Annotated in this window: 22 protein-coding genes and 2 pseudogenes; 13 read left to right on the top strand and 11 right to left on the bottom strand. The window is 40.5% G+C overall.

Annotation, left to right across the window (positions count from 1 at the left end; translation table 11 throughout):
* From V7K25_RS16650 to V7K25_RS16630, 5 genes and pseudogenes are all read right to left on the bottom strand, one after another.
* Positions 1-215 (bottom strand): annotated as a pseudogene (locus V7K25_RS16650) (photosystem II q(b) protein); the annotation flags it as partial.
* Positions 216-512: 297 nt separating this feature from the next.
* Complete coding sequence (locus V7K25_RS16645; protein WP_335159655.1) at positions 513-1184, bottom strand: hypothetical protein; 672 nt, start codon at positions 1182-1184, stop codon at positions 513-515.
* A gap of 193 nt (positions 1185-1377) precedes the next feature.
* Positions 1378-2055: a DUF2834 domain-containing protein gene (locus V7K25_RS16640; RefSeq protein ID WP_335159654.1), complete on the bottom strand. Its 678-nt coding sequence runs from the start codon at positions 2053-2055 to the stop codon at positions 1378-1380.
* Between the two features lie 105 nt (positions 2056-2160).
* On the bottom strand, positions 2161-3270 hold the full coding sequence (gene hrcA / locus V7K25_RS16635; protein WP_335159653.1) for a heat-inducible transcriptional repressor HrcA: 1110 nt from the start codon (positions 3268-3270) through the stop codon (positions 2161-2163).
* A gap of 425 nt (positions 3271-3695) precedes the next feature.
* Positions 3696-4028, bottom strand: coding sequence for a rhodanese-like domain-containing protein (locus V7K25_RS16630; RefSeq protein WP_335159652.1), 333 nt, complete (start codon positions 4026-4028; stop codon positions 3696-3698).
* A gap of 156 nt (positions 4029-4184) precedes the next feature.
* Between V7K25_RS16630 and V7K25_RS16625 the strand changes: the two genes are divergently transcribed.
* The 3 genes from V7K25_RS16625 (at position 4185) to cysE (ending at position 7542) form a co-directional block, all read left to right on the top strand.
* Positions 4185-5846, top strand: coding sequence for a DUF3352 domain-containing protein (locus tag V7K25_RS16625; protein WP_335159651.1), 1662 nt, complete (start codon positions 4185-4187; stop codon positions 5844-5846).
* 311 nt (positions 5847-6157) lie between these two features.
* Positions 6158-6649, top strand: a complete 492-nt coding sequence (locus V7K25_RS16620; protein ID WP_335159650.1) for a hypothetical protein — start codon at positions 6158-6160, stop codon at positions 6647-6649.
* A 128-nt stretch (positions 6650-6777) separates the two neighbouring features.
* Positions 6778-7542, top strand: coding sequence for a serine O-acetyltransferase (gene cysE / locus V7K25_RS16615; protein WP_335159649.1), 765 nt, complete (start codon positions 6778-6780; stop codon positions 7540-7542).
* Positions 7543-7586: 44 nt separating this feature from the next.
* On the opposite strand, the gene V7K25_RS16610 is transcribed toward cysE, so the two are convergent.
* A complete protein-coding gene (locus tag V7K25_RS16610) occupies positions 7587-8171 on the bottom strand; it encodes an Npun_F5749 family FMN-dependent PPOX-type flavoprotein (protein WP_335159648.1) in 585 nt (194 codons plus the stop codon).
* An 80-nt stretch (positions 8172-8251) separates the two neighbouring features.
* Here V7K25_RS16610 and V7K25_RS16605 point away from each other — a divergent pair, with 80 nt between their 5' ends.
* The 6 genes from V7K25_RS16605 (at position 8252) to urtD (ending at position 15044) form a co-directional block, all read left to right on the top strand.
* On the top strand, positions 8252-9145 hold the full coding sequence (locus V7K25_RS16605; RefSeq protein WP_335159647.1) for an isopenicillin N synthase family dioxygenase: 894 nt from the start codon (positions 8252-8254) through the stop codon (positions 9143-9145).
* Between the two features lie 18 nt (positions 9146-9163).
* Entirely contained in the window at positions 9164-10309 is a 1146-nt protein-coding gene (locus tag V7K25_RS16600) for an NAD(P)/FAD-dependent oxidoreductase (protein ID WP_335159646.1), read from the top strand.
* A 193-nt stretch (positions 10310-10502) separates the two neighbouring features.
* On the top strand, positions 10503-11819 hold the full coding sequence (gene urtA / locus V7K25_RS16595) for an urea ABC transporter substrate-binding protein (RefSeq protein WP_335159645.1): 1317 nt from the start codon (positions 10503-10505) through the stop codon (positions 11817-11819).
* Between the two features lie 197 nt (positions 11820-12016).
* Positions 12017-13177: an urea ABC transporter permease subunit UrtB gene (gene urtB / locus V7K25_RS16590; RefSeq protein ID WP_335159656.1), complete on the top strand. Its 1161-nt coding sequence runs from the start codon at positions 12017-12019 to the stop codon at positions 13175-13177.
* Positions 13178-13195: 18 nt separating this feature from the next.
* Entirely contained in the window at positions 13196-14323 is a 1128-nt protein-coding gene (gene urtC, locus V7K25_RS16585; protein ID WP_335159644.1) for an urea ABC transporter permease subunit UrtC, read from the top strand.
* Positions 14298-15044 carry an urea ABC transporter ATP-binding protein UrtD gene (gene urtD, locus V7K25_RS16580; RefSeq protein ID WP_335159643.1) on the top strand — a complete coding sequence of 249 codons (747 nt, stop codon included), beginning with the start codon at positions 14298-14300 and terminating at the stop codon, positions 15042-15044. The genes urtC and urtD overlap by 26 nt, the downstream gene beginning before the upstream one ends.
* A 189-nt stretch (positions 15045-15233) precedes the next feature.
* Here the strand turns inward: urtD and pirA are convergent, their stop codons facing one another.
* Entirely contained in the window at positions 15234-15389 is a 156-nt protein-coding gene (gene pirA, locus V7K25_RS16575) for an arginine synthesis PII-interacting regulator PirA (protein WP_335159642.1), read from the bottom strand.
* 111 nt (positions 15390-15500) lie between these two features.
* On the opposite strand from pirA, the gene V7K25_RS16570 reads away from it, so the two are divergent.
* Positions 15501-16304 carry an SAM hydrolase/SAM-dependent halogenase family protein gene (locus V7K25_RS16570; RefSeq protein ID WP_335159641.1) on the top strand — a complete coding sequence of 268 codons (804 nt, stop codon included), beginning with the start codon at positions 15501-15503 and terminating at the stop codon, positions 16302-16304.
* Here V7K25_RS16570 and V7K25_RS16565 read toward each other — a convergent pair.
* The 3 genes from V7K25_RS16565 to V7K25_RS16555 form a co-directional block, all read right to left on the bottom strand.
* A complete protein-coding gene (locus V7K25_RS16565) occupies positions 16301-16966 on the bottom strand; it encodes a GUN4 domain-containing protein (protein ID WP_335159640.1) in 666 nt (221 codons plus the stop codon). The two genes, V7K25_RS16570 and V7K25_RS16565, sit on opposite strands and share 4 nt — an antisense overlap.
* Positions 16967-17243: 277 nt before the next feature.
* On the bottom strand, positions 17244-17396 hold the full coding sequence (locus tag V7K25_RS16560) for a hypothetical protein (protein ID WP_335159639.1): 153 nt from the start codon (positions 17394-17396) through the stop codon (positions 17244-17246).
* A gap of 166 nt (positions 17397-17562) precedes the next feature.
* Complete coding sequence (locus tag V7K25_RS16555; RefSeq protein WP_335159638.1) at positions 17563-19164, bottom strand: peptide ligase PGM1-related protein; 1602 nt, start codon at positions 19162-19164, stop codon at positions 17563-17565.
* Between the two features lie 688 nt (positions 19165-19852).
* Here V7K25_RS16555 and V7K25_RS16550 point away from each other — a divergent pair.
* Together V7K25_RS16550 and V7K25_RS16545 are read left to right on the top strand one after the other, a co-directional pair.
* Entirely contained in the window at positions 19853-20725 is an 873-nt protein-coding gene (locus tag V7K25_RS16550) for an SDR family oxidoreductase (protein WP_335159637.1), read from the top strand.
* A 207-nt stretch (positions 20726-20932) separates the two neighbouring features.
* Entirely contained in the window at positions 20933-21190 is a 258-nt protein-coding gene (locus V7K25_RS16545) for a hypothetical protein (RefSeq protein ID WP_335159636.1), read from the top strand.
* Positions 21191-21245: 55 nt separating this feature from the next.
* Here the strand turns inward: V7K25_RS16545 and mgtE are convergent.
* A pseudogene (mgtE, locus tag V7K25_RS16540) lies at positions 21246-22114 on the bottom strand (magnesium transporter); the annotation flags it as partial.
* A 1676-nt stretch (positions 22115-23790) separates the two neighbouring features.
* Between mgtE and V7K25_RS16535 the strand changes: the two are divergent.
* Positions 23791-24230 (top strand): PA14 domain-containing protein (locus tag V7K25_RS16535; RefSeq protein ID WP_335159635.1); only part of this gene is annotated, 440 nt, incomplete at its 3' end.

Raw genomic sequence — 24230 nt, 5'->3', positions numbered from 1 at the left:
ATTAAGGAACCTGCGACTGGTTCACGGATGCCATCGATGTCTACTGGAGGTGCGGCGATGAAGGCGATTACGAAGCAAGCGGTTGCGGCTAGCAGAGTGGGGATCATTACTACGCCGAACCAACCGATGTAAATACGGTTGTTGGTGCTGGTGATCCACTCGCAAAACCGATCCCATACGTTGGCGCTTTCGCGACGTTGTAAGGTTGTTGTCATTGTTTTATAAATGCGATTATTTGTGAATGAATTAGGTACTTTTCACTACCTGTTACACATCTTAAAGAATTTATTGCGTTTTGTAAAGTACTTTGAGAAAAATTTTTTCTTGGGATTTACGCACCCAAAGTGGAAAATCCCCAATTCACTGAAAAAAGGGAGGTTCTACGTAATCAACAGTAGCAATGAGAGCAATATCTACGACGGCTACCCTACGCAGTTTTCTCATCTAGGTGCATTGCCCCCAAAACTCTCATACTTCCTCTTGGCATTGAACCTTGGTGATAAAAAAATCTATTACCGATTAGGTATCAACGATTCTTCACGAATAGTTGATGGTAGGGGCGGGCGCAAGCAAAGATAAACAAGTGGGCCCAGTAGCGGGACTAAGGCTACTGTCCAAAACACCTGGGGATTATTCCAGTGGCGACGAGCGATATCATCGCCAAGGATTGTGGGGAATAAAAGGCAAAAAAGGCAAAATGCCAAACTCATGCCATTAATAAAGCGATCGCTTTGGAACTGCTGCACAAAATCTCCCCAGTCACCTAAGACAAAGGCATAGGCGAGTAAGCCAACAGTGCTTAAACTCAAAACAATCCCAAAAAAACGTGAATCTAGCAGCCGTAAAAAAGCATCCTTTTGCCCAGAAAAGTCTTGATTTGGTTCACGCAAAGCCAAATATGGTAACAGACCAAGCACTCCTGATGCTACTGAAGCTAAGGCAAAAGGCCAAAAAGGAATCCGTTGCATTCTGCCATCAATGAACAATAAAGCACTGTAAATTAGTAGCCAGATACCCACTAGAGAAAATAAGGAAAAGATAATTGGATTTATGGCAAGCCACTGAAGAGTAAATATATTTTTCAACAGGGTTAAGGTTTCTTGTAAATGCAGGGGCGGTGCTAACAGTAAAATATAGGCTATAAATCCAAGCCATAGTAACCACAATGCAACTTTTATATTCATTATCTTTAGATGGTGTGCATTTAACATAATTACTAATTTATAATTGGTATTTTTTGCCTCTAAATCCCCCTTTTTGTAGAACGCAGCCCTGAGTTTGCTTAAAAATAGTGATAAATCTATACGTGATTTTTGTTTCAATTGAGGATTTAGACCCCAACTGAAACTGTCTTAAAATTACGAATTAAAAATTGCTTTAATTTGCAGCTGGCTGCTGACTGGGTATCGCCTCTACACCTACTTCTGGTAGAGGTGGACGCACACACAAATAAATCAATGGCCCAAATAGCGGTATCAACGCTATTAACCAGAACATCTGTGGATTTTTCCAACCACGACGCGCCATATCATCCCGTAGCAAAGCTGGAAATAATAGGCAAAGGAGACAGAAATCTAAACTCATTACATTGATGAAGCGGTTACTTTGCCACTGCTGCACAAAATTACCCCAATCTCCTCCTGTTAAACCATAGGCAACAAGAAGAACCGTGACTACCGTCAAGACAACCCCAGTCACACGAGAATCTAGCAGCTTCAGTAAGGCATTCTTTTTACCAACAAACTTATTATTTGGTTCTCTAAGGGCTAAATAGGGTAACAAGGCAAATATCCCGACTCCGAAAGAGGCAGTAGCAAATAGCCAAGCAGGTATTTTTTGTCCTCTACCATCAATAAATACTACTGCACTGTAGATGAGAGGCCAGATGCCCATGAGGTTGAATAGTGCTACGACTAACGGGTTAACGCCTTGCCACTGGCCAGTAGAAAGATTTTTAATTAACTCGAATGTACCAGGTTGCTCAGGAGGAGCAAGGAAAAAAGCATAGGTAGTGAATCCCAGCCACAGCAAGCCAAAGGCAATTTTTCTAACCATGAAAGAGTTAAAAAGTATTAATTATTGATTTTGCCACTATAAATTCGGCTTATCTACCTGCTATGGTATTGTTTTTTTGTCTAAACCCGTAGCAGGTTGTCTCTATTAAGGATTGAAATAACTGAAAGCTTCTGAGAGGTAATCAGCAGCAGATGCTACTACTGCGATCGCACTTTCATAATCTAGACGCGTTGGCCCTAAAACTCCCACACTTCCTACTGGTATTGAACCTCGGCGATAGGTGGAAGAAATCAAGGTGCAGGTGCGTATCGGTTCTAGAAGATTTTCTGCGCCAATGCGAACCGTTACCTTTGACTTACCCACATCCTCAAGCTCTGGTTCCTCAAATATTAATCGCCATAGTTGGTCTTGTTCTTCTTCCAGCAGGTGGATAATTGTTTGTACCTGCTGTAACTGGGAAAACTCGGGCTGGCGCAAAACTTCTGACACACCCCGAACCATAATTTGGGTTGCAGTCGGCGCATGAGTGCGACGAGTCAATTCGGCAACTGAATTTTTCAAGAATTCCCCGTAGCGTTGGAATTCCTGATCTAGTTCGCTCCAGTTGAGGTTGGCTAATTCTAACAGACTTCGCCCCCGCAAGTGGGTATTCAAAAAGTTAGAAACTATTTGCAATTCGCGATCAATTACCTCTGAATCTCGTTGTGTTTCTTCTGATATTGGTGGCAAATCCATCAACTTGGAATGTGTCTCATAACTATCAGTAACAACAATTAACATGATCCGCCCCGCTTCAATTTGCACTAATTGCAGATGTCGCAATAATGCTCTGGTAGTTTGCGGCATAGTAATCAAGCTAATGCAACCACTTAAGGTTGCTAAAATTTGTGCGGCTCCTTGCAGTAGGGTTTCTAAACTCCACTCTTCCCACTGGAGGCGCTTTTGTAATGCTACTTCTACTTCTCGTCCTAAACTTTCCGTTCGCGCAGCGTCTCGCAGAGACGGTGTAATTAGCTGGTCAACATAAATGCGATAACCTGAATCTGAAGGGACACGTCCAGCAGAGGCGTGTGGTTGGTAGAGTAAGCCGGATTTTTCTAAAACGCCCATCACATTGCGAATTGTGGCTGAACTTACACCCAGGTTGTACTCCTCGACCAAAGCTTTTGAACCAACAGGCTCTGCTGTAGCAATGTAGTGACGTACCGTTGCCCAAAGTATATGCTGTTGTCGATTTGTTAACTGGACTTCCATAGGGTATCTTTTGCTAGAGGCAAAGTTTAATCGAAAAATTTCTTGGTTTGATTGAAAACAAAGAATATTAATAATTTATTAAGATAACAAATTATACAATTAAATTGTGATGATTAATCTTAAGGTTCACGTACACCATTCTTTTAACGAATCTTTGCAGCAAAAGCTGATAATTTGAATTTACAACATCCTTTTCTGGCTTATTTTTGCATAATTATACACTTATAAAAGTATTACTGTATACGTATTTTTGCGGCGATCGCAGCTAAGATTGGGGTCGAAAAGTTTCGTAAATATTTAGCCAGTGGAGAAAGTTACAAGCTTTCCTGGCAAGCCCTTAAGTTTATTTACTGCTATTTTTAGCATAGCAAAAGCTAGATGGAAGTTATTTATTCTTCCATCTAAGTAATGCATGTATACATAAGCTAATACTGGGGAATTGAATGGTCTACTAAGACGGAATAAGCATTAATACCACCCGAAATATTTTGCACATTTGTAAAACCTTGAGCAATTAACCACTGGCACATCTGGGCAGAGCGGATGCCGTGGTGGCATAGTACAAGGGTTTCAGCTTGGGGATTGAAGAGGGTAGGGACTTGATCTCCCCATTCAGGAAATTGACTTAAGGGTAGGTTGACAAAGCCTTCAATGCTAGCAATCTCCAATTCTTGTGGTTCGCGTACATCTACTAGCTGAATACTTGTATCACCAGAAGAAAGACGTTGTGCCAGTTCTTGTACACTAATCTGGTTCATGGGTTGACTAAAAGAATTCCCTATAAACAGTCGTAATCCTATTTATGGTGACAGAAAATCTCTGCCTTTGCATGAGTATCCATTCTCAAGAAGGCTGATAGATTCTGGTAAGCTTTCTGCTTAAATGGCTGTAAACCGTCTTTTTAAAGGTTTAATGTGAATAGGCAACGCTCATTTATTGGTTTTATCGTAGCTGGTGCGATCGCACTGCTAGTAATTGCGATCGCTGGCTTTTACTGGTTTTCCGCCAAAAATCCGGCTAACCTCACTGCTTCTACCGGACAGCCTAATGCAGCCATATTTGTGTCGAAACTTTCACCTGTAATGGTTTCATTGCTGACGAATCCCAATCGGTTGCAGGCGTTGGAGGGTGAAGGAGAACTATCTAAACTCAAAACCAGTTTATTCGCCAAAAGTGGCATAGATTACAAAGAAGACGTTCAACCCTGGTTAGGGGACGAAATTACCTTAGCTATTACCACTTTAGATATCGATCGCGATCGAGAAAACGGACAGCAGCCAGGGTATTTATTGGCACTAGCAACCAAGCAACCGGAGAAAAGCCGCGAGTTTGTCGAGTTGTTGTTTTCCAAACGGGCGTTAGGTGGGGCAAACTTAGCTGTTGAACAATACAAAGGTGTGAAGCTGATTTCTGATAATTCTCAACCAGAGCAGGATTTGCTTGCAGGTGCTGTTGTTGGTGAAGGCTTTGTGTTGTTTGCCAACGATCCGAAAGTGTTGCGAGACGCCATCAATAACGTCCAAGCACCCGATCTGAATTTGACTAGCTCCACTGAATACCAAAAAGCAACAAAACAATTTCCTAAAGGGGGTTTAGCTTTAGCTTTCTTGAATCTTCCTATCGTGGCAAAATGGCAAGGTTTAGAATTGCCAGAACAAACCTACAATAGCGAAATTATTTCCTTGGCGTTGAACTCCAAAGGTTTGCTAGCAGAAACCAGCTTTTTAACTTCATCAGAAATTGTTTCCCCATCTTCACCACTATCTAAACCTGTGAGAGCATTGCAGTATGTTCCAGCGTCGGCAGGTTTAGCAATTTCTGGCTCAAATTTAAGTAATTTGGGTAACAGTGATTTAGCTAAACTCTGGAGACAAGCAACAGCAACTATATATGGTTCTGAGGAAGATGTAGTTTCTCGGTTAGCAAAACCTTTGGTGGATGTTCAAAAAGGCTGGGGTATAAACTTAGCAGAGGATATTTTTAGCTGGGTACAAGGAGAATATGCCATAGCATTGTTACCTGGGAAAGAGCAAGCAATCCCTCATTGGATTTTTGCGGTGGAAAAATCCGAGAGTGTAGATAAAGGTGTTGCTCGATTAGATGCGATCGCTTCATCCAATGGACTCAGCATCAATACCCTGATTATAGACAAGCAAAAAATCTCCGCTTGGACAGAGTTAACTACGGCTACAAAAAAAAGTGATGTTAAAGAGGGAACATCCTTCAGTATTGAAACAAAAGTGCGAGGATTGCATACAACTTTAGGAAATTACGAAATTTTCACCTCTGACTTAGAAACGATGGATGAAATTCTTACAACTAAGGATAAATCCTTAATTGACAATCCGAATTTCAAAGATAGTATTGCTGCGATTCCCTTACCAAATCAAGGCTATATATATCTTGATTGGACAAAGAGCCAGAATTTGTTAGAGCGTCAAGTACCAATTCTCAAACTAGTGGAAGTTTTAGGTAAACCGTTTTTTGATAATCTGCGATCACTAACAGTCAGTAGTTATGGAACTGACACAGGAGCGCTCAAAGGTGGCGTTTTCTTCCAACTCAATAACTCGTGAGATTTTCATAAAAGCTTAAGTGCAGAAGGTTAAAAATTATTTTACCTTCTGCATTTTTTTATCTCATTATTTTTACGTAGGCTTTCTATACTATTTGCTATTCGGATTTGTAATCTTTGGATAGCTATTGGCTAGCTGGGGAATTGTATGCTGTTTAGATAAAGAAACAAACAAGCAGGTAATTGCTTGCTTTCAAAACCCTCTATTGTGGCACATTTTTATGTGGCACAATCAACTGAAATTTCCCTGTAATTTTTTCATTAGAATATGTATATATCATTACTAATTTAACAGCCTGTTGGAGGGCTACTATGAAATACTGTCGCCCCCGACTTAAGTTTAGCGGTGGCTGGTTGTTGGCTTTAGTTGCCGCCATCACAGCTACGCCTGTAATAGCAGAGACAGCGAATTTTGGTACTTTCACCCTGTCAACAAATTTTAATCCAGCACAAGGAACAGTGCAGGGGTTTACAGGTGGTTCTTACTCATTGTCTGCCATAAGTAACCGCGATCGCGATCAAAAAGCATGTATTGGTTTTGCCGATCCTAATCCAGATCATATTATGGTTTTGGAAAAGGACTTTCCCCAGATGACAATACAAGTTGATAGCAACGGTAATGATACCACTTTACTGATCGAAGGGCCAGACCAAACTACGATTCGTTGCGGCGATGACACTGGTAAAAGTAAAGATGCTAGCGTTAGCGATCGCAATTGGAAAAGGGGGACGTATCGGATTTGGGTAGGTACATTTAATCCTGGGGTCAAGCGCGATTACACTTTGAAAGTGGAGCAGCAGTGAAGTGGGGAGTTAGGAGTTAGGTATTGGGAAGAATTTATGCTCAATGCCCCACTCCCAATTTTGAGGTATAACGCCTGAGAGGATAATATGGGAGAGTAGCTTGTTGTGCTTTCCGAGGGTGCTATCTCGTGCTATCTATACTGCGTGCTGACTTTCGTATCATATTTGAACGTGACCCAGCTGCTCGTAACTGGTTGGAAGTTTTATTTTGTTACCCTGGTTTGCAAGCCCTGCTATTCCATAGGCTGGCTCACTGGTTGTACACTGTTGGTCTTCCCTTTTTTCCCCGCCTGATTTCTCACTTGGCTCGGTTTTTGACTGGAATTGAAATCCACCCTGGTGCAGCAATTGGAAAAAGTGTGTTTATTGACCACGGGATGGGTGTAGTAATTGGTGAAACTGCGATCGTGGGAGATTATGCCCTAATTTATCAAGGTGTCACCCTTGGGGGTACTGGTAAAGAATGTGGTAAACGCCATCCAACTGTAGGTGAAAATGTCGTAGTTGGGGCTGGAGCTAAGGTACTGGGCAATATCCAAATTGGTAATAATGTGCGTATTGGCGCTGGATCTGTTGTTCTAAGGGATGTCCCTTCAGACTGTACTGTGGTAGGCGTGCCTGGGCGCATTATGTATCGTTCTGGAGTTCGGGTTGCACCTCTTGAACACAATAACTTACCAGATTCAGAAGCCCAAGTAATTCGTGCTTTAGTTGATAGGATTGAGGCGTTGGAAGAACAAATACAAACTCTTCAGCGCAGCAATTATTCAGAAAAAAATCCTGTTTTAGTGGGTTGTTTAGCCACCAATGAGGATGAGCTAACCCACGATACTCGCTGGTGCAACCTCAAAGATAAGACTATCCAGCAATTTCTAGATGGTGCTGGCATTTAATTAAACGTCAAGGGTTAAGGGTCTATCTTTTGACTCTTGACAAATCACGGATTAATCGCTTCGCTAGACCACTCTTGCTGGTCATTACGACAGTAAAGCCATCGATTTTGTGGTTCGCCGCGTAATTCTAAATGGTCTACTTGTATCGGATCGAGTAGCAGTAGACAAAAATTAGCTACTGGCTCAACAGAATCGGGCGCTGGTGGCTCAAAAGCTCCTAATTCTTGGATTCTGGGTTTACCGGGATAGGGCCAAGCAAACTGTAAACGCGCCGCATCACTTAATTCTTGCCAAATGGAAATGCGGGCTAGCTGTAAATCCCGATCAGAATCATCACCGCTTACCAGAGTCAAACAGCCAGTGATTCTGAATTGTTCGCGTGTGTTGGGGAAGTACCAGCAAACTTCTGCCCAAGGTTGTTGCTGTATCTGGTCAGCTTTAGCGCTACGAGTATCAGTAATAAATTTTAGCTGGTTTGTATCTTCCAAAAAACCGCGAAAGACTAGGGTACGATTAGCGGGGCGACCGTTTGCCTGCACTGTTGCGAGTTGGAGGTAACGGGCATAAACAAGGCTGCGGTTGCGATGGAGTGCATGAGCGATCGCGCTTCGCCAAGGAGCAAGAGTCATTATAAAATTTCGTACCTAAGTATTAAGTATACTACTGTTAACAAAACACAAACACAAACTTTCTATTTATATATATATAAATGGTTACAATTCCAATAATAGATCTAACTGCCTTTAGCAATGGCGACATAATAACTCAGCAAAAGATTATCAAACAAATTTATCAAGCTTGCCATGAAATTGGCTTCATGTACTTGCAGAATTCAGGAATATCAAAAGACTTAATAAAGCAAGTATTCAGTTACAGTAAATCTTTCTTCAATTTATCCTTAGAAGTTAAGCAAAAGCAAGCTTGGAGTGATGAGTTTAATAATACGGGATACGTTGGTCTTGAGAGAGAACGTCTTGACCCCAACAAACCAGGCGACTTAAAAGAGGCCTTTAATGTAAACAAACAAGCGGCTATGGAGATAGATGCTTCTATTCTCGCCTTTTATGATAGTTGCACAGAACTTGCTAACACAGTGTTACAAGCTTATGCTTTGGCGCTGGAATTGCCAGAAGATTTTTTTATCACAAGACACAATCAACAAAATCATACCTTGCGATCGCTCCATTATCCCCCATTGCAGACACCACCTAAACCCGGACAGGTGCGTGCTGGTGAGCATTCCGATTATGGCAGTATTACCTTACTTTTCCAAGATGACGTTGGCGGGTTGGAAGTACAGACAGCTTCTGGAGAGTGGATTGCTGCACCTGCGATTCCTAATAGTGTGGTAGTTAATACTGGCGATTTAATGCAACGGTGGACAAATGATATGTTTTGCTCAACCAAGCATCGAGTAATGATTCCCAGTGATAACAAGGTGAAGCAGTCTCGTTATTCTATCGCTTTTTTCTGTCATCCTAATGATGATACAGAAATAGCTTGTCTGGAAAGTTGCCAGAAAGAACAATCGTCTATCTATCCGCCTATTCTGGCGGGAGAATATCTTTTAAGTCGTTTACAAGCAACTTATGGTAATTCGTAATTAAGAAAGACATTTAATATGAAAAGCTACGACTGGATTGTGGTTGGTGGTGGAATTGCCGGTGCTGCACTAGCATACGAATTAGTAAAAACTGGCTTTTGTGTACTTTTGTTGGAGCAATACGGCACACCAGAGAATGCAACTCGTTATAGTTATGGTGGGCTTGCTTATTGGTCGGGTAATACACCACTAAGTCGTCTATTGTGCGAAGAAGCGATTGCACTTTACCATATCCTATCTCAAGAATTAGACACTGATATCCAGTTTCGGGAATTAGATTTATTACTTACTATTTCAGCCGCTAATGACCCAGAAGCAACGGCTGAATCATATAATCATTTTGCCATTCCACCCCGTTTATTGAGTGTCCAAGAAGCTTGTGAGTTGGAACCACTGCTAAATCAAGAGGCGATATCTGGTGCTTTAACTGTCAAACACGGTCATATCCACCCAGAAAAAACAGCACAAGCTTATATCCAAGCTTTTGAGCGTGCTGGGGGTGAAATGCAGATTACCCAAGTATTGCAAGTATTGCAAGATGGTGTAAAAACAACTACTGCAACTTACCACAGTGCGAACGTTGCCATTTGTGCGGGTGGACTCAGCCGCCAGTTACTAAAATCTGCTGGTATTCCCGTCAAGCTGTATTTTACCCATGCAGAAATTATTGAAACCCCACCTGTGGATGTGCAGTTACGCACTTTAGTTATGCCAGCTAATCTGCAACGATTTCAATTAGAAGCTGAATCTACTCAAGTTGATGAATTGTGGAATCAACCAGGTAATGAGCCAGTACCGCCAATTTTAGATGCGGGTGCGATTCAGTTTCAAGATGGTAGCTTTCGCATTGGTCAAATTAGCCGCGTTCTCACAGATTCTTATGCCAAGGTAAACTCAGAGGCGAGTGAAAAATGGTTGCGAAAAAGTGTCGGTGAGGTTTTACCAGCTTTGGAGAATTTACCAGGAACTTGGCATCATTGTTTAGTGGGATTTAGTAGCGATCGCCTACCCTTGATTGGTACTATCCCAGAATTTGAAAGCATTCATTTATTTTCTGGTTTTAGCAATCCTTTGGTGATTATACCACCTTTGGCAAAGCGCTTTGCTAATTTTGCATCTGGCAAGAAAGATGAGATTATTATCCAGCTATCTCTTCATCGCTAACAATAGTTTCACAATCCTAGCCTTAACAAAGATTAATATTGTAAATTTATTTTTTTATTACAAAAATCATATATTTTGTATAAGAAGTAACTTTTTACTAGTAAACTATCGCACTATCATCACACTTTAAAGTTTAATATTGTCAGCTTTCTATTAAGTTGATTGATTGATCAAGAGGAAAATTCATAAAAAGATGAGAAGACAATTTAACAGACGCAAGTTTTTAATCTATGGTTCTTTAACTTTTGGAAGCAGCTTTTTTCTGAAAGCTTGCGCGAATAATTCCCCAACTGCTACAAAGAGTCCAGTCGCACCTTCTGCTGCTTCACCAGCTGCTGCTACTGCTGGTGGCACAATCAAGGTAGGTATTTTGCACTCCCTTAGTGGCACAATGGCTATTAGTGAAAAAAGCGTTGTCGATGCTGAGAAATTAGCAATCAAAGAAATTAACGCTGCTGGTGGTATTTTAGGTAAACAAATTGAAGCAGTTACCGAAGATGGTGCTTCTAACTGGGATACTTTTAGAGAAAAGGCAACTAAGCTAATCGATCAAGATAAAGTCGCTGTAGTTTTTGGTTGTTGGACATCTGCTAGCCGCAAGAATGTAAAGCCAGTATTCGAGAGCAAAAATCACATGCTCTGGTATCCTGTGCAATATGAAGGTCAAGAGTGTTCTAAAAATATTTTCTACACTGGTGCTGCTCCAAATCAACAAATTGAACCATCTGTTGATTGGCTGTTAAAAAATAAAGGAAAAGAATTTTTCTTAGTTGGCTCTGACTACGTTTTTCCCCGCACTGCTAATACAATTATTAAAGCTCAATTAGAAGCTTTGGGCGGCAAAACAGTTGGTGAAGATTATTTACCTCTTGGCAATACAGAAGTTACACCAATTATCACTAAAATTAAGCAAGCTTTGCCTAATGGAGGTGTAATTTACAATACTCTGAATGGTGATAGCAACGTTGCTTTCTTCAAACAATTGAAAGGTGCTGGATTGACACCAGAAAGATATCCTTCTATGTCTGTGAGTATTGCCGAAGAAGAAGTTAAAGCAATTGGTGTAGAGTATCTCAAAGGTCACTATGCAGCTTGGAATTACTTCCAAACAGTAGACACACCTGCTAACAAAAAGTTTGTAGCGGCTTTCAAGAAAGAATATGGTGAAAATCGGGTAACAAATGACCCAATGGAGGCAGCATATATCGCCGTTTATCTGTGGAAGCAAGCAGTAGAAAAAGCTGGTACTACAGACATAGCGAAAGTCAGTGCTGCGGCCTATGGTCAAACTATAGATGCACCTGAAGGTAAAGTGACAATGGATACCAATCATCACATATCCAAAGTTGTGCGGATTGGTCAAGTTAGACAAGATGGTTTGTTTGATATTGTCTATGCCACTCCGACAGCAGTTGAGCCAGTTCCTTGGAATCAATTTGTAAAAGAGACTAAGGGATTTGCGTGTGATTGGAGTGACCCGGCTAAGGGTGGTAAGTATAAGAAAGTATAAATAATTCGTAATTCGTAATTCGTAATTAATTACCAATTACGAATTAGTCAATCTTAATTTTGTAGGGGGTTATAGCGAAGTACGACACACTATTTATATTGGTGCGTTACGGTAAAAATATTTATTGTAGCTATGTTTAGTTACTTGTGCTGGAACACACCTTAAACATAATTACGAATTAGTATGTGAGGAAAAAAGTGTTAGCAGGATTTTTAGAAGCTGTATTTAATGGTATTAGTATTGGCGCTGTATTATTAATTGCTGCCTTGGGATTGGCGATTATATTTGGATTGATGGGCGTTATCAATATGGCACATGGTGAATTGATGATGTTCGGCGCTTATACAACATTTGTTGTGCAAAATGTCTGTAAGCAATTGGGTGGGGTGTGGTTTGAAGTCTATATATTTTTGGCTTTGATTATCGCTTTTATTTTCACAGCTGTTGTCGGATTAATTCTAGAAAGAGGCGTGATTCGTTATCTCTATGGACGACCTCTAGAAACTCTCTTGGCAACTTGGGGAGTAAGTTTGATTTTTCAACAGTTTGTTCGCAGTGTAAATTGGGTATTCGTTATTGGCATAGGCTTATTTTCTCTATTGTTTTTTGGAGGTTTATGGATTTTAAATTCTCGCACTGATTTGGGAAGAGTTCGTAACTGGATTGTGGCAGTAATATTTTTATTATCGCTGGGAGTGACAATAGCAATAGGTAATTTATTGAGTCAAACTTATCAGTTAGCACTTACTCAAGCTTGGTTTGGCGCTCAAAATGTGGATGTAACTGCACCAACTTGGTTGCAGGGAGGGATGTCTTTAGGTGGTGTGCAATTACCCTTTGCTAGGTTATTTATTATTGGTTTAACAATAATCTGTGTGGCGGGAATTTATCTATTCTTACAACGTTCTAGCTGGGGTTTAAAAATTCGGGCTGTGACACAAAATCGGAGTATGAGTGCTTGTTTGGGAATTCCAACTCAAAAGGTTGATGCGATTACTTTTGCACTGGGTTCTGGTTTAGCTGGTGTGGCTGGATGTGCGATTAGTTTACTCGGTTCTGTGGGGCCAAATACGGGACAAAATTATATTATTGATACTTTTATGGTGGTTGTGGTTGGGGGTGTGGGGAATTTAGCCGGGACGATTGTGGCGGCGTTGGGTATTGGTACGGCTAATTTTTTAATTGGTTCTGGGACTTTAGCTTTGCTACTGAGTCCTATTAAGCCTTTGGCTGATTTGTTTACTTTTTTTGCGACTACGAGTATGGCTAAGGTGATGGTATTTGCGCTGATTATTGTGTTTTTACAGTGGAAGCCTGGGGGAATTTTTCCGCAGAAGGGACGTACTGTTGATGTTTAAACCGCAGAGATGCAGAGGATGCAGAGAATGAGGAAGAGGGGAGGAGGGTTATTAATTGAGGTGGGGGTGGTGGTTGCGATCGCACTTTTCCTCATTATTATTATGCCACTGTTGCTGACAGAGTTTCGTCTAAATTTGTTGGGGCGATTTTTGTCGCTGGCGATTGTGGCTTTGGGTATTGATTTGATTTGGGGTTATACTGGTTTACTAAGTTTGGGACATGGTATTTTCTTCGGTTTGGGTGGATATGCGATCGCAATGTACCTGAAACTCCAAGTTCCTACTGGAGAATTGCCTGATTTCATGGGACTTTATGGGGTTACAGAACTTCCTTCGTTTTGGCAACCTTTTTATTCTTTTCCTTTGACAATAGCTTTGGTGGTACTAATTCCAGGGTTATTGGCGGGATTGTTGGGATATTTGGTTTTCCGAAATCGCCTCAAGGGAGTTTATTTTTCTATTTTGACTCAAGCCGGAACTATTGTATTTTTCAATTTCTTTAACGGTCAACAACAGCTTTTCAACGGTACAAATGGACTGATAGATTTTACAACTTTGTTTGGGGCAACGGTCAGCGATACAAAAACGCAATTTGTTTTCTACACGCTGACGGTAGTGTTTCTCGCAGCCACTTACGGGATTTGTCGCTGGTTGACAACTGGACGCTTTGGCAGATTATTGATAGCTATTCGTGATGATGAAAGTCGGGTAAGATTTTCTGGCTACGACCCTACAGATTTTAAGGTCTTAGTGTTTGCAGTTTCAGGTGCGATCGCAGGCATAGCAGGAGCATTTTACACCATCCAGAGTGGTTCTGTCTCACCCAGAGCAATGGACATTGCCTTTTCAATTGAAATGGTAATTTGGGTGGCTGTAGGAGGACGCGCTACTTTAATTGGCGCGATTGTCGGAACTTTGTTAGTAAATTATGCCCGCACTTTTTTAAGCGAACAATTTGCAGAAATCTGGCTATTTTTTCAAGGCGCACTATTTTTGATAGTCGTTACAGTGCTTCCTGACGGCATAGTGGGATGGTTGCGTAGTCAGAATATTTTTCTTTTCCACCGCCGTCAACAAATTGCTACATATCCCACCTTGGAAGAAGACCCCGAAGTGCAACATGAACGCGAAAATATTGGAAACTGAAAACGTAACTGTTAGTTTTGACGGATTTAGGGCGCTAAATAAGCTTAACTTTAGTATGGATGTGGGTGAATTACGGGTAGTAATTGGCCCCAATGGTGCAGGAAAGACAACATTTCTGGATGTGATTATGGGGAAAGTGCAACCAACTTTTGGGCGAGTTATGTTCAAAGGAAGAAACTTGCGTTCTTTACCTGAACATAAAATTGCCCGATTGGGAATTGGCCGTAAGTTCCAAACACCTCGAATTTACTTAAATTTAACGCCTCGTGAAAATCTAGAAATTACCAGTAACAAAAATAAAAATGTCTTTTCTACTTTATTTGAACGTTCTAATGCTGTTGAAAATAATAACATAAAAGGATTATTAGAAACTATCGGTTTAACTCCTAAAGCCGACATCAGAGCAGCTTTACTTTCTCACGGAGAAAAGCAACGTTTAGAAATTGGGATGTTAGTAGCACAGTCACCTGATTTATTACTTGTTGATGAACCTGTTGCAGGTTTAACAGATGAAGAAACCTATAAAATTGGTGAATTACTGTTAGCATTAGCCCAAAGTCATTCAATTTTAGTAATTGAACATGATATGGAATTTGTACGTCAAATTGCCAAGAAAGTAACAGTGTTACATGAAGGTTCGGTGCTGTGCGAAGGGAATTTTGAGGAAGTCCAAAATGACTCTCGTGTTATTGAAGTATATCTAGGAAAACAGGAAGAATGAAAAACTTTATCACATTTTCTATTCACCTGCTGATTCTAGTATGTTTGGTTTCAAGTAACGCATAACTAATTTCTGGAGATGTCTAATTGAAAAACCCTCTAAGACCGAAATTGCCAGGAAACACCCTAAAAACAAAAAAAACCCGCCGTAGCGGGTTACACAACAAACTAAGAACATTGAAAACTTGATTTAGCTGGAGTACCTCATCTCAGCTTCTAGTTGACGAATCAGTTCTTCGTCACCCTTTGCTTTGGCTACTTGCAAGCGATGCTCTAGGCTTTTTTGAATATTCTCTCTGTGAGCTTCTTGTGCTTTTCTGCCACTTTGTAGTCTATTTTGATTCATAGTGATTACCTTCTTTAATTTTTTGCTTTATGTCTTGCATTCTTAACATAACATATATTTTGTAGCTGTTGCTACAGAAATTTCTAACTTAATATATATTTTAGCAAAAATATGCCTAAGAAGCAGATAGGGCAACAACCACTTGTAACTTTACTGAGCGATTTTAGCGATCGCGATGTTTATGTAGGCATAATGAAAGGTGTTATAGCCCAAATCAACCCCAAACTGACGGTGGTAGACCTAACGCACCAAATTCCGCCGCAAGACATCACAGCAGCCAGATTTTCTTTGATGAATGCTTATCCCTATTTCCCTGTTGGGACAGTGCATGTGGCAGTAGTAGACCCAGGTGTAGGAAGCAAGCGACGAGCGATCGCAGTAGAATTTGCTCAAGGGTTTCTAGTAGGCCCAGATAATGGTATCTTTAGCGGGGTACTTAGTCAAAGTCAGGCGATCGCAGCCGTTGAACTTACAAATCTTAACTATTGGCGAACTCCTCAACTAAGCAAGACTTTTCACGGTAGAGATATTTTTGCACCAGTGGGCGCTAGTCTTGCCAGTGGTGTCTCCCTTAAAGAGCTAGGACAAGAAATTGATCCAGCAAGTTTGGTAAAACTGGATATAGGCGAGTGCAAGCAAATAGCCACTGGTGTAGTGGGTTGCATTCAATATATTGACCACTTTGGCAACTTAGTGAGCAACATTGCAGGAAGTTACGTACAAGGCAAAACTTGGTCTGTGCAAGCTGCTGGGTTGAGTATACCAGGCTGTGAAACTTACAGTGATGTCAAGGTAGGAGAGATAATAGCTTTAGTTGGCAGTCACGGTTGGGTAGAAATTGCCATTAATAGCGGCAATGCTCACTCAAAGTTGCAGTTAGATACGCAAGATACGCTTCAAGTTGTGCTAAATTAAATACCGCACTTCGTGAGTGCTACATCAAGAGAAACATCAAAGTTATATCCTCTTTCCACAGTTGGCAGATGTCCTGGGGGGAAGGTTTTAAAGTTTGGTTCCTTGCCAGGTTTATACTCATATCTTTTAGTTTGCTGATTATAGTTCCACTGAATCAGCCACTCACCTGTTAAGGTTTGCCATCCAACCGCGTCATACATCTTGCGATAGTCGTTTTTTTGTTCCCTCAAAATCTTTTCTTGAGCGCTAAAGCCTAATTTACCATCACTGGCTGTACTCCAAAGCTTGTCAATGGTTTTCAAATCAACACACGAAAGTGCATTCATTTCATCTTTTCCAATCGCACCCTCGGCTTGTGCCTTAGTCCCTGCAACATCTAGCATTCTCAAGTAAGTTTCTCGGTCAGATGCTTGCCAATCTTTGCTTTGTAAATATTTCTGCAACTGACTATAATCGACATTGCGGGCTGTAGTAATTTCTACTTGCTTCAATGAGCTAGAATTAGTGGTTGTGTTAGCTAAATCAGTGTTTTTTGGGCTTTTGATCTCAGACTTAGACCGTGTTAATGAATATCCAATCCAGCCCAAAACAGTAAATATACCGATAAGACTTGCTGTGATTAGTAAGGTTAGTAGCAGAACAGTCTGATTATTCTTTGCCATTTTTGGATGCTTCTGATTACTTTGAATGCCCCAGGTCGAATTTAGTCTAACTGTTATCAGATGGATGTATATTTTAGCTTTTTTTGATAATTGACAGAAATGCAACTATGTGTAGTGAGGGCAAAACGCCTATTGTAGTCGAAATATTTAGGTCTGGTTTTTAGCGATGTCTACGATGGTGACTGAGCGCGGCCGTTGTGCGGGCTACGCCTACGCATTAAAACAGAGCATTAAAAATTCTGTGTTTTACGTGAACTACTTTTAGTGGACTAGCTCTCTAGAAGATCGGGCGATCGCTGAGGTTATAGTAAGCTTGAACTGGTAAACCGTGAAAACCAATGCCTAAGAAATAAGGAATTTCTTGCTTGAGGCAGGTAGGGGGAGCAGGGGGAGAAGAGAAGCTGTTCTTGAGAGAAGAATGGCTGAACATATACCCTCTTGCCTCCCCTGCTTATCCGAACCGTATTGCTTTGCTCCCTTATTGCCTGCTCTTAGGGGAGACAAAGCATAGCTTTGGCGGGGTGGGGTGCAATGACTATGGAAATCATAACTAATTACCCGGACATGATATAAAAGAATATTGCAAACGATATTCTTTAACTATATTCATCCCAAGCTACGGGAAAGGAATAATCTGAAATCGCCGATAAATCACGATTTTCGCTGCGGGTTTCTTCATCCAGAACTTTCACGACTTTGTTATAAATATCTTGTGCTTGTTGTGGGGAATCTCCGATACTGGTTAATCCCACCTTGCCAAACTGCGAAAGGCAACCCATCAGATGAAACACTGTACCCGTTTCTGTACCACTGTCAAAGTGCAGTCTGTGATGAGCAATAATATCCATCAAATCATTAGGTAATAATCCTTGATAGCGCTCTTTTTGCAGATTATCAGTGGCAATGTAGTATTTTGGACGACCTTGCTGACTATAAAATAATCCCGTGGAAAGGTCATAGCGACCGTTCGTTAATAATTTCAAGGTCATGAATGGATGAGTTGTACCGCCTTTACGCAGGTTAATTTCGATCGCCTGAATATCCCACTCTTCATTACCTTTGTCAACGGCGATAAAATCTACACCAAATCGCTCCAAAGTGCCTTTTTCTGCTAACTTTCTGCCAACTTGTAACCCCAATTGCTGTAATTGCAATCGATATCTTTCATCAGCCGGAAAGCTACAACCCAGATAAATCTGGCCGTCTGGGCCTCCAAGAATTTGGTCGTGGGTTGAAAGGATTTCTACTTCGCCTGTGGGTGTTATCCTTCCTTGGACGCTGGGCGAGCGCTTAATTTTACCTTCCACAAATGCTTCGCTAATTGCCCCCAACTCAGGGATTCTTCCCGAAAAATTATCCCAAGTCTCAAGCTTTGCTTGAAAGCGCATTGTTGAAAAGCGATCGCTAATTGCTGCTACTCTTTCGACATGAGTCCCTTTACCCGGTGCTAGATTCTCAATTGGTCTAAGATCGAGCAATGCATTTCCCTCTCCCGAAATGCCTTCGTTGAGTTTTACTACTACCCGTTTTAATGTCGGTTGTCGTTCCCACAAATCACTGGTAGCTTCTGCTAAATCTGTGTGGTTCCAAATTTGTTCGCTACCATCTGGATGCGGTACTCCGCTTTCCTTGAAGATTTGCCGACTACCACTTTTTGTCCCCCAAATCTGTAAATCTGGTGCAGCAGCATACAGAGGTACACCCAATTTTACAGACAATTCGCCTTCCCATTGCGAAGAGTTGTAGCAAATCATAAATGATTTATCTAGCCTCAAAGCTTGATGAATCCGCTTTAGCAGACGGGGGCGTTCTAAAATTTTTTGACTTAGAGGCTTAAGGGAAGAATCGTAAGTAGAAAGTAGCAGCAAACGGTTGCGAGCATGAGAAAAGGGAATTCCTGGCAACAGTTGCAAGTAATAATCAATGATACTAGGATGCAGAGGTACTGATGTTACATAAACTAGCCGAGTCCGGGGATTCTGCAACCTAATTAAGGAAAATAGTAATCTTTCTTCATAATGCTCGCAGCCTTCGATCTTTTGGAGTTCGCGCTGGTCGATACTCAGGGAGGGAATAATTAAAATATCCGCTTCATTATTGTCAAATGACTCGCTCGTTTTCCAGCGATCGCTCAAGGTTAATTGTAAGTGGTGAAACTTTTCAACCTGCTCTGACTCAGAAATATTTAGTATTGCCATAACCCCTACCCTCTAATAATCTCAATGTAGCGCACCATGCAGGCTTTTGGGCTATTATGCAAACTAGTCGTCAGATACCTTTTAGTCTGCAAGAAGGCAACTATACAGATATCAGTCTAAATAAATATTAACATTAACAAACATTGATGGTATTGAAGTAAGTATTTTTGCAGCCAAGAAGTAAGAAAGTATAAATATTGATTTTTATTTAGCAAAAATGGCTTAATTATTGAGGCACAATAAATGATTGTTAATTATAGATTAATTCAGTAACTCTAATTTATTTAATTTATTTTATGTCTTAAGGTTGAGCAAATTTCAGCTTGTTTTATCTCTATGGAGTGATAAAGTACAGCGACATAATAGTTAACTTAAAAGCACATGAGAAGTAGAAATTTTTCATTGCATGAGAGTTATGTACTTGTTTTTCGTGGTCGGTGAATAGTGTGTGTCAGGGTGAGGATAAATAATGTCAGCCGCGCACAATTGCCATTCATAAGTACGTTTGGTAAACATCGTGGGTATAAACGCCTAAAGTTGCACATGACTAGTGGGAGCCAAAGCAAAAATTAAACCTTGGGTTGAAGTTTCGATCCAAGGTTTACTTTTGAAATGGTGAGTCGATGATTGGAAACGGCTTTTCCCAATATCCAATTACATTCAAGATTAAATTAGCGAGACAAAACCTATGGCTAAATCAAAAGAGAAAAAAGAGCAACAATTACAACCGCCACAGCAGCAAGAAACACCAGGTGTTGAATCAGAAATGACGCCAAAACCCAAATCAGATGATGCCCAGTATCGGGGTAGTGGCAAGTTACAAGATAAAGTGGCATTGATTACAGGTGCAGATAGTGGTATAGGTCGTGCTGTAGCGATCGCATTTGCTAAAGAAGGTGCAGATGTGGCGATTCTTTACCTCAACGAACACGACGATGCCAAAGAAACAAAACAATTGGTAGAAAAACAAGGGCGTCGTGCAGTAACCATTGCAGGTGATATTGGCAATGAAACTTTTTGTCAGCAAGCTATCCAACAAACAGTTGGTGAGTTTGGCAAACTCGATATTCTCATCAACAACGCCGCCGAACAACATCCGAAAGAAAGTATAGAGGAAATCACCGAAGAGCAACTAGAGCGAACTTTTCGTACTAATATATTCTCGATGTTTTTCATGACTAAGGCTGCACTCAAGCATTTGCAAGCAGGCAGTGCTATCGTCAATACCACATCGGTAACAGCTTATAAAGGTAGCCCACAGTTACTAGATTATTCCTCTACAAAAGGTGCGATCGTTGCTTTTACTCGTTCCTTATCAAAAAATTTAGTATCTAAAGGAATTCGCGTTAATGCTGTCGCGCCAGGGCCAATTTGGACACCTTTAATTCCCTCAACTTTTCCTGAAGAGAAAGTTGAAAATTTTGGTAAACAAGTACCAATGCAACGAGCCGGACAACCAGAAGAAGTTGCTCCTAGCTACGTATATTTAGCCTCTGATGATGCTTCTTATGTCTCTGGACAAGTGTTACATGTCAATGGTGGAGATGTTGTTAATGGTTAAGTGAAATAATTAAGAGTAGAGACGCGATTAATCGTGTCTGTACAGGAGTTAGGAGTTATAACCGATATATTCTTAATTTATAACTCTTAACTCCTAACTCTCAGATTCTAACTCTACCCTGATGGTCTTCCATTGGAGGGATGAGTAAATGTGGAAATATTGATAGTCTATCTAGCAGCAAACAATTGAGAAATAATAAGTACGTCTATGGCATCTCCTACACCACTGAATGGCACAGAACTGGTCGATTGTGCTAGAGCAAATGCCCAGCAAGGAATTGAAACTGCTGCTTATCAATGTGGCTATGGTCAAGACCTCAACAAATTTGCCAAAGAACTTAGACAAGCTTGTGAAGACATGAATTTACAAGTAAAAGAACTCAGTGGATTGATTACTGAGCAGGACTTGATATTGCAATTGGGTACTGGCGAAATTGTTGCTCCAGATACAGAAACAGAATTGTAAAAGTTAGTCATTTGTATTTTATTCTTCACCAATGACTAATGACTAATGACTATTTTCATAACTTTAAAATTACCCGTGCCAAATTGAAGTAAATCAAAACGCCCACCACATCAACTGCTGTGGTAATAAATGGTGCTGACATTAATGCCGGATCTAAACGGAGGTAGCGAAATAGAAATGGCAGTGCTGAACCGGAGATAGAAGCTAAAAGAGAAATAGCTACCAGACTACTGCCGACAGCGATCGCAACCTCTAATTGTCCTTGCAGAAAATAAGCCCAGACAGTAGCGATCGCGTACCTAACATTCCTCCTAATAATGCTCCTGCGTAGATGCAAAGCGGCTTGTCGTCAGACATCGCCTCCCGACCAATTACCTGCACTACACCAAGCGATCGGATTTCATCGGTATTCATCCCGCGAATCACCACTGTGGAAGACTGGGTACTCACGTTACCACCAGTACCAGGCAGCAAAAGCATAAATGCTGTTAGTGCCACCACTTTTGCTAAAAGGTCTTCTTGCGACTTAATAATCGTTCCTGTAATGGTATTAGTTATAAGTAAAACCAACAACCATACAACCCGCTTCCGAGCAATTTCCAGTAAATTCATCTGAAAATAGTTGTCGCCCCCTGACTGCACACCACCACCCAAGGCATAGATATCTTCGGTGGTTTCGCGTTGCAGAATATCAATCACATCATCGACGGTGACAATATTTACTAGACGCTGTTCTCGATTTACCACAGGCACAGCCAGAAAGTCATATCTTTGGATTAATCTGGCAACTTCTTCTTGGTCTGTATCAGTGTGGAAAAACACCACATCACGGGTCATAATTTCGCCAATAATTTGCTCAGGCTGAGAAGTCACCAACTCCCGCAACGATACAATCCCCGTTAAACGCCTTTGGGCATCCAAGATCAAAGTCCACTTTCCTCAGCCAGTTTGAACAAGGTTGCTGCCCTTAGTCTAGAGGAAAGTGAGAATGTGCAGGGTTAAACTTGTGATTTTCTGACTTTAAATAAATTGAAACCTTTTGTAAAGAAGTAAATAAGGGACTTCCAAGAAATAAATTATTCCAAGAAACGAACCACAGAGACAAGGCAGCGCGGTCTTGGGGGTTTCCCCCATGAGCGACTGCCGCGCAGAGAACGCAGAGAGAAGAAATAGAGAGAGTTTTTGCCTCAGTTTTGGAACATTTTTTTATTTGGAAGTCCCTAATCAGGGTTTCAAACGCTGATTATTCCTTACGTTCAGTGCACCCCGATAGGGGATCGTGCTACGCAAAGCGTCTGTCTGCGACACGCTGCGCGAATGTAGAGAAGTTGGCGCGTAACTATTCCCTGGATACTCCACCGACAACAGGTTTACTCGAATAAATACGATAATCTTTTAGTTCCAGCAGATTGTGTTCTCTAGCTTAAATACATGATTAGTGAGGCTTTTGCAAAACTTTTTGCTTCACTCGCTATTAAGCTGTTACGTATACAACTTACATTATCAGGGCGGGCAGGATGCCCACCCCACAATCATCTTGAAAAAATATTAGTGCAAATTAAAGGCGCAACAGCTTAGTACTATTCTCTGCTAGGCCTTTATTACTAAGCTAAAACACATCTAATTTGCATATCAAAATTTTATCAATATATTGTGGGTGAGCATCTTGCCTGTCTTAATTATGCAATTTGAATGCTGATTAGCTTATTCTCTGCTGGATCTTGTAATAAAGATATGAATTAACACTCAAGATGAAGCATAGATAAATAATACTTTTTCAAATCTTTAAATATTAAATGCCTTCTTTATCCAAATTTTATGTAATTAATAACTATGTAAATATAAAACAAAAACTTCATCCGGAAGATCAGTAGTTTTTATTTAAAAATCATCAAAACTTTTATATTCCTTTAAAAAAGATAAATCAATATGAATCTTTAAATAAGGTTCTATAAAGAAGATAGACATAACCCCTAAACTATTGTCAAATGGTGAATTAATTGACCACATAAAAATACTTAACTAATAATATGTAAAGATATTATTTTAGCTACTTAGATATGTATCTGCCCCGATTGGGGTAGCTTTACCTCAACTTCATGCACCTGCATATCAGTGAAATTAGAAGCTCTCAATAGAGGTGATTTATAACTTTTGATGAAATTCATCAAACTTATATTTATATCGATCAAAAGTTAGAAAATGGTCGAAATAAAACAAAGATTTATAAGGACTAATATACCCTTGAAATAATCTTTGGTATTTTTTGTCATACACGTTTTTATATATATCTGCTTTTAAAGAAGATAAAGCAAGGTATATAACTTCCTACTGCTTTATTTTAAGGTTGATACAAATAAACACTATAGATACTAGTAAAGCAAATTAGTAAAACACTAGATAGGCAAAAACAATATATCAGTAATTCAACGAAACAGTATTGATATTAGAAAGAATACTAATCAGCTAATTGTTGTTTTTTGCTAATAAACTAATACCTAAAAAAGGTACATATTTTTTTGAAAATATTCAATGTAAAGCTGATTCTGGAACATTGGTTATGGAATTACTTTTAGTACTATTGTGAGGCATATATCTCAATGACTGATTCACAAAATCAACTGTTGTCAACATCTTTAAGTCCAATAAGTCCTCAATCATCTCTACAAAGCATTGATCGCGTATTATCTCAAGGGAATGGACTCAAAGCAGAGTACTACGACAACATCGACTTCACCAACTTAAAGCAAACTCGCACAGATCCGACAGTCAACTTTAACTGGGGTGAGGGGTCTCCAGATCCATCCATCGGTGTAGATACCTTCTCAGCGCGTTGGACGGGTCAGGTAGAAGCCAAGTACAGCGAGACTTACAACTTCTACACCACTAGTGATGATGGTGCGCGACTGTGGGTGAATGGTCAGCAAATCATCAATAAGTTTGTCAATCAATCTGCTACAGAATACAGTGGTGCGATCGCACTGGTTGCAGGACAGAAGTACGATATTAAACTTGAGTACTACGAAAATAAATACGATGC

It is taken from the genome of Nostoc sp., from assembly GCF_036919495.1.
GTDB lineage: Bacteria > Cyanobacteriota > Cyanobacteriia > Cyanobacteriales > Nostocaceae > Nostoc.
This window is presented reverse-complemented; position numbering and strand designations above follow the sequence as displayed.

What these genes read in the sequence shown, in the direction of transcription:
- V7K25_RS16645 (WP_335159655.1), bottom strand. Translation starts at nt 1,184, where the DNA reads ATGAATATAAAAGTTGCATTGTGGTTACTATGGCTTGGATTTATAGCC.
- V7K25_RS16640 (WP_335159654.1), bottom strand. Translation starts at nt 2,055, where the DNA reads ATGGTTAGAAAAATTGCCTTTGGCTTGCTGTGGCTGGGATTCACTACC.
- hrcA (WP_335159653.1), bottom strand. Translation starts at nt 3,270, where the DNA reads ATGGAAGTCCAGTTAACAAATCGACAACAGCATATACTTTGGGCAACG.
- V7K25_RS16630 (WP_335159652.1), bottom strand. Translation starts at nt 4,028, where the DNA reads ATGAACCAGATTAGTGTACAAGAACTGGCACAACGTCTTTCTTCTGGT.
- V7K25_RS16620 (WP_335159650.1), top strand. Translation starts at nt 6,158, where the DNA reads ATGAAATACTGTCGCCCCCGACTTAAGTTTAGCGGTGGCTGGTTGTTG.
- V7K25_RS16610 (WP_335159648.1), bottom strand. Translation starts at nt 8,171, where the DNA reads ATGACTCTTGCTCCTTGGCGAAGCGCGATCGCTCATGCACTCCATCGC.
- V7K25_RS16605 (WP_335159647.1), top strand. Translation starts at nt 8,252, where the DNA reads ATGGTTACAATTCCAATAATAGATCTAACTGCCTTTAGCAATGGCGAC.
- V7K25_RS16600 (WP_335159646.1), top strand. Translation starts at nt 9,164, where the DNA reads ATGAAAAGCTACGACTGGATTGTGGTTGGTGGTGGAATTGCCGGTGCT.
- urtA (WP_335159645.1), top strand. Translation starts at nt 10,503, where the DNA reads ATGAGAAGACAATTTAACAGACGCAAGTTTTTAATCTATGGTTCTTTA.
- urtC (WP_335159644.1), top strand. Translation starts at nt 13,196, where the DNA reads ATGCAGAGAATGAGGAAGAGGGGAGGAGGGTTATTAATTGAGGTGGGG.
- urtD (WP_335159643.1), top strand. Translation starts at nt 14,298, where the DNA reads ATGAACGCGAAAATATTGGAAACTGAAAACGTAACTGTTAGTTTTGAC.
- pirA (WP_335159642.1), bottom strand. Translation starts at nt 15,389, where the DNA reads ATGAATCAAAATAGACTACAAAGTGGCAGAAAAGCACAAGAAGCTCAC.
- V7K25_RS16570 (WP_335159641.1), top strand. Translation starts at nt 15,501, where the DNA reads ATGCCTAAGAAGCAGATAGGGCAACAACCACTTGTAACTTTACTGAGC.
- V7K25_RS16565 (WP_335159640.1), bottom strand. Translation starts at nt 16,966, where the DNA reads ATGGCAAAGAATAATCAGACTGTTCTGCTACTAACCTTACTAATCACA.
- V7K25_RS16560 (WP_335159639.1), bottom strand. Translation starts at nt 17,396, where the DNA reads ATGTTCAGCCATTCTTCTCTCAAGAACAGCTTCTCTTCTCCCCCTGCT.
- V7K25_RS16555 (WP_335159638.1), bottom strand. Translation starts at nt 19,164, where the DNA reads ATGGCAATACTAAATATTTCTGAGTCAGAGCAGGTTGAAAAGTTTCAC.
- V7K25_RS16550 (WP_335159637.1), top strand. Translation starts at nt 19,853, where the DNA reads ATGGCTAAATCAAAAGAGAAAAAAGAGCAACAATTACAACCGCCACAG.
- V7K25_RS16545 (WP_335159636.1), top strand. Translation starts at nt 20,933, where the DNA reads ATGGCATCTCCTACACCACTGAATGGCACAGAACTGGTCGATTGTGCT.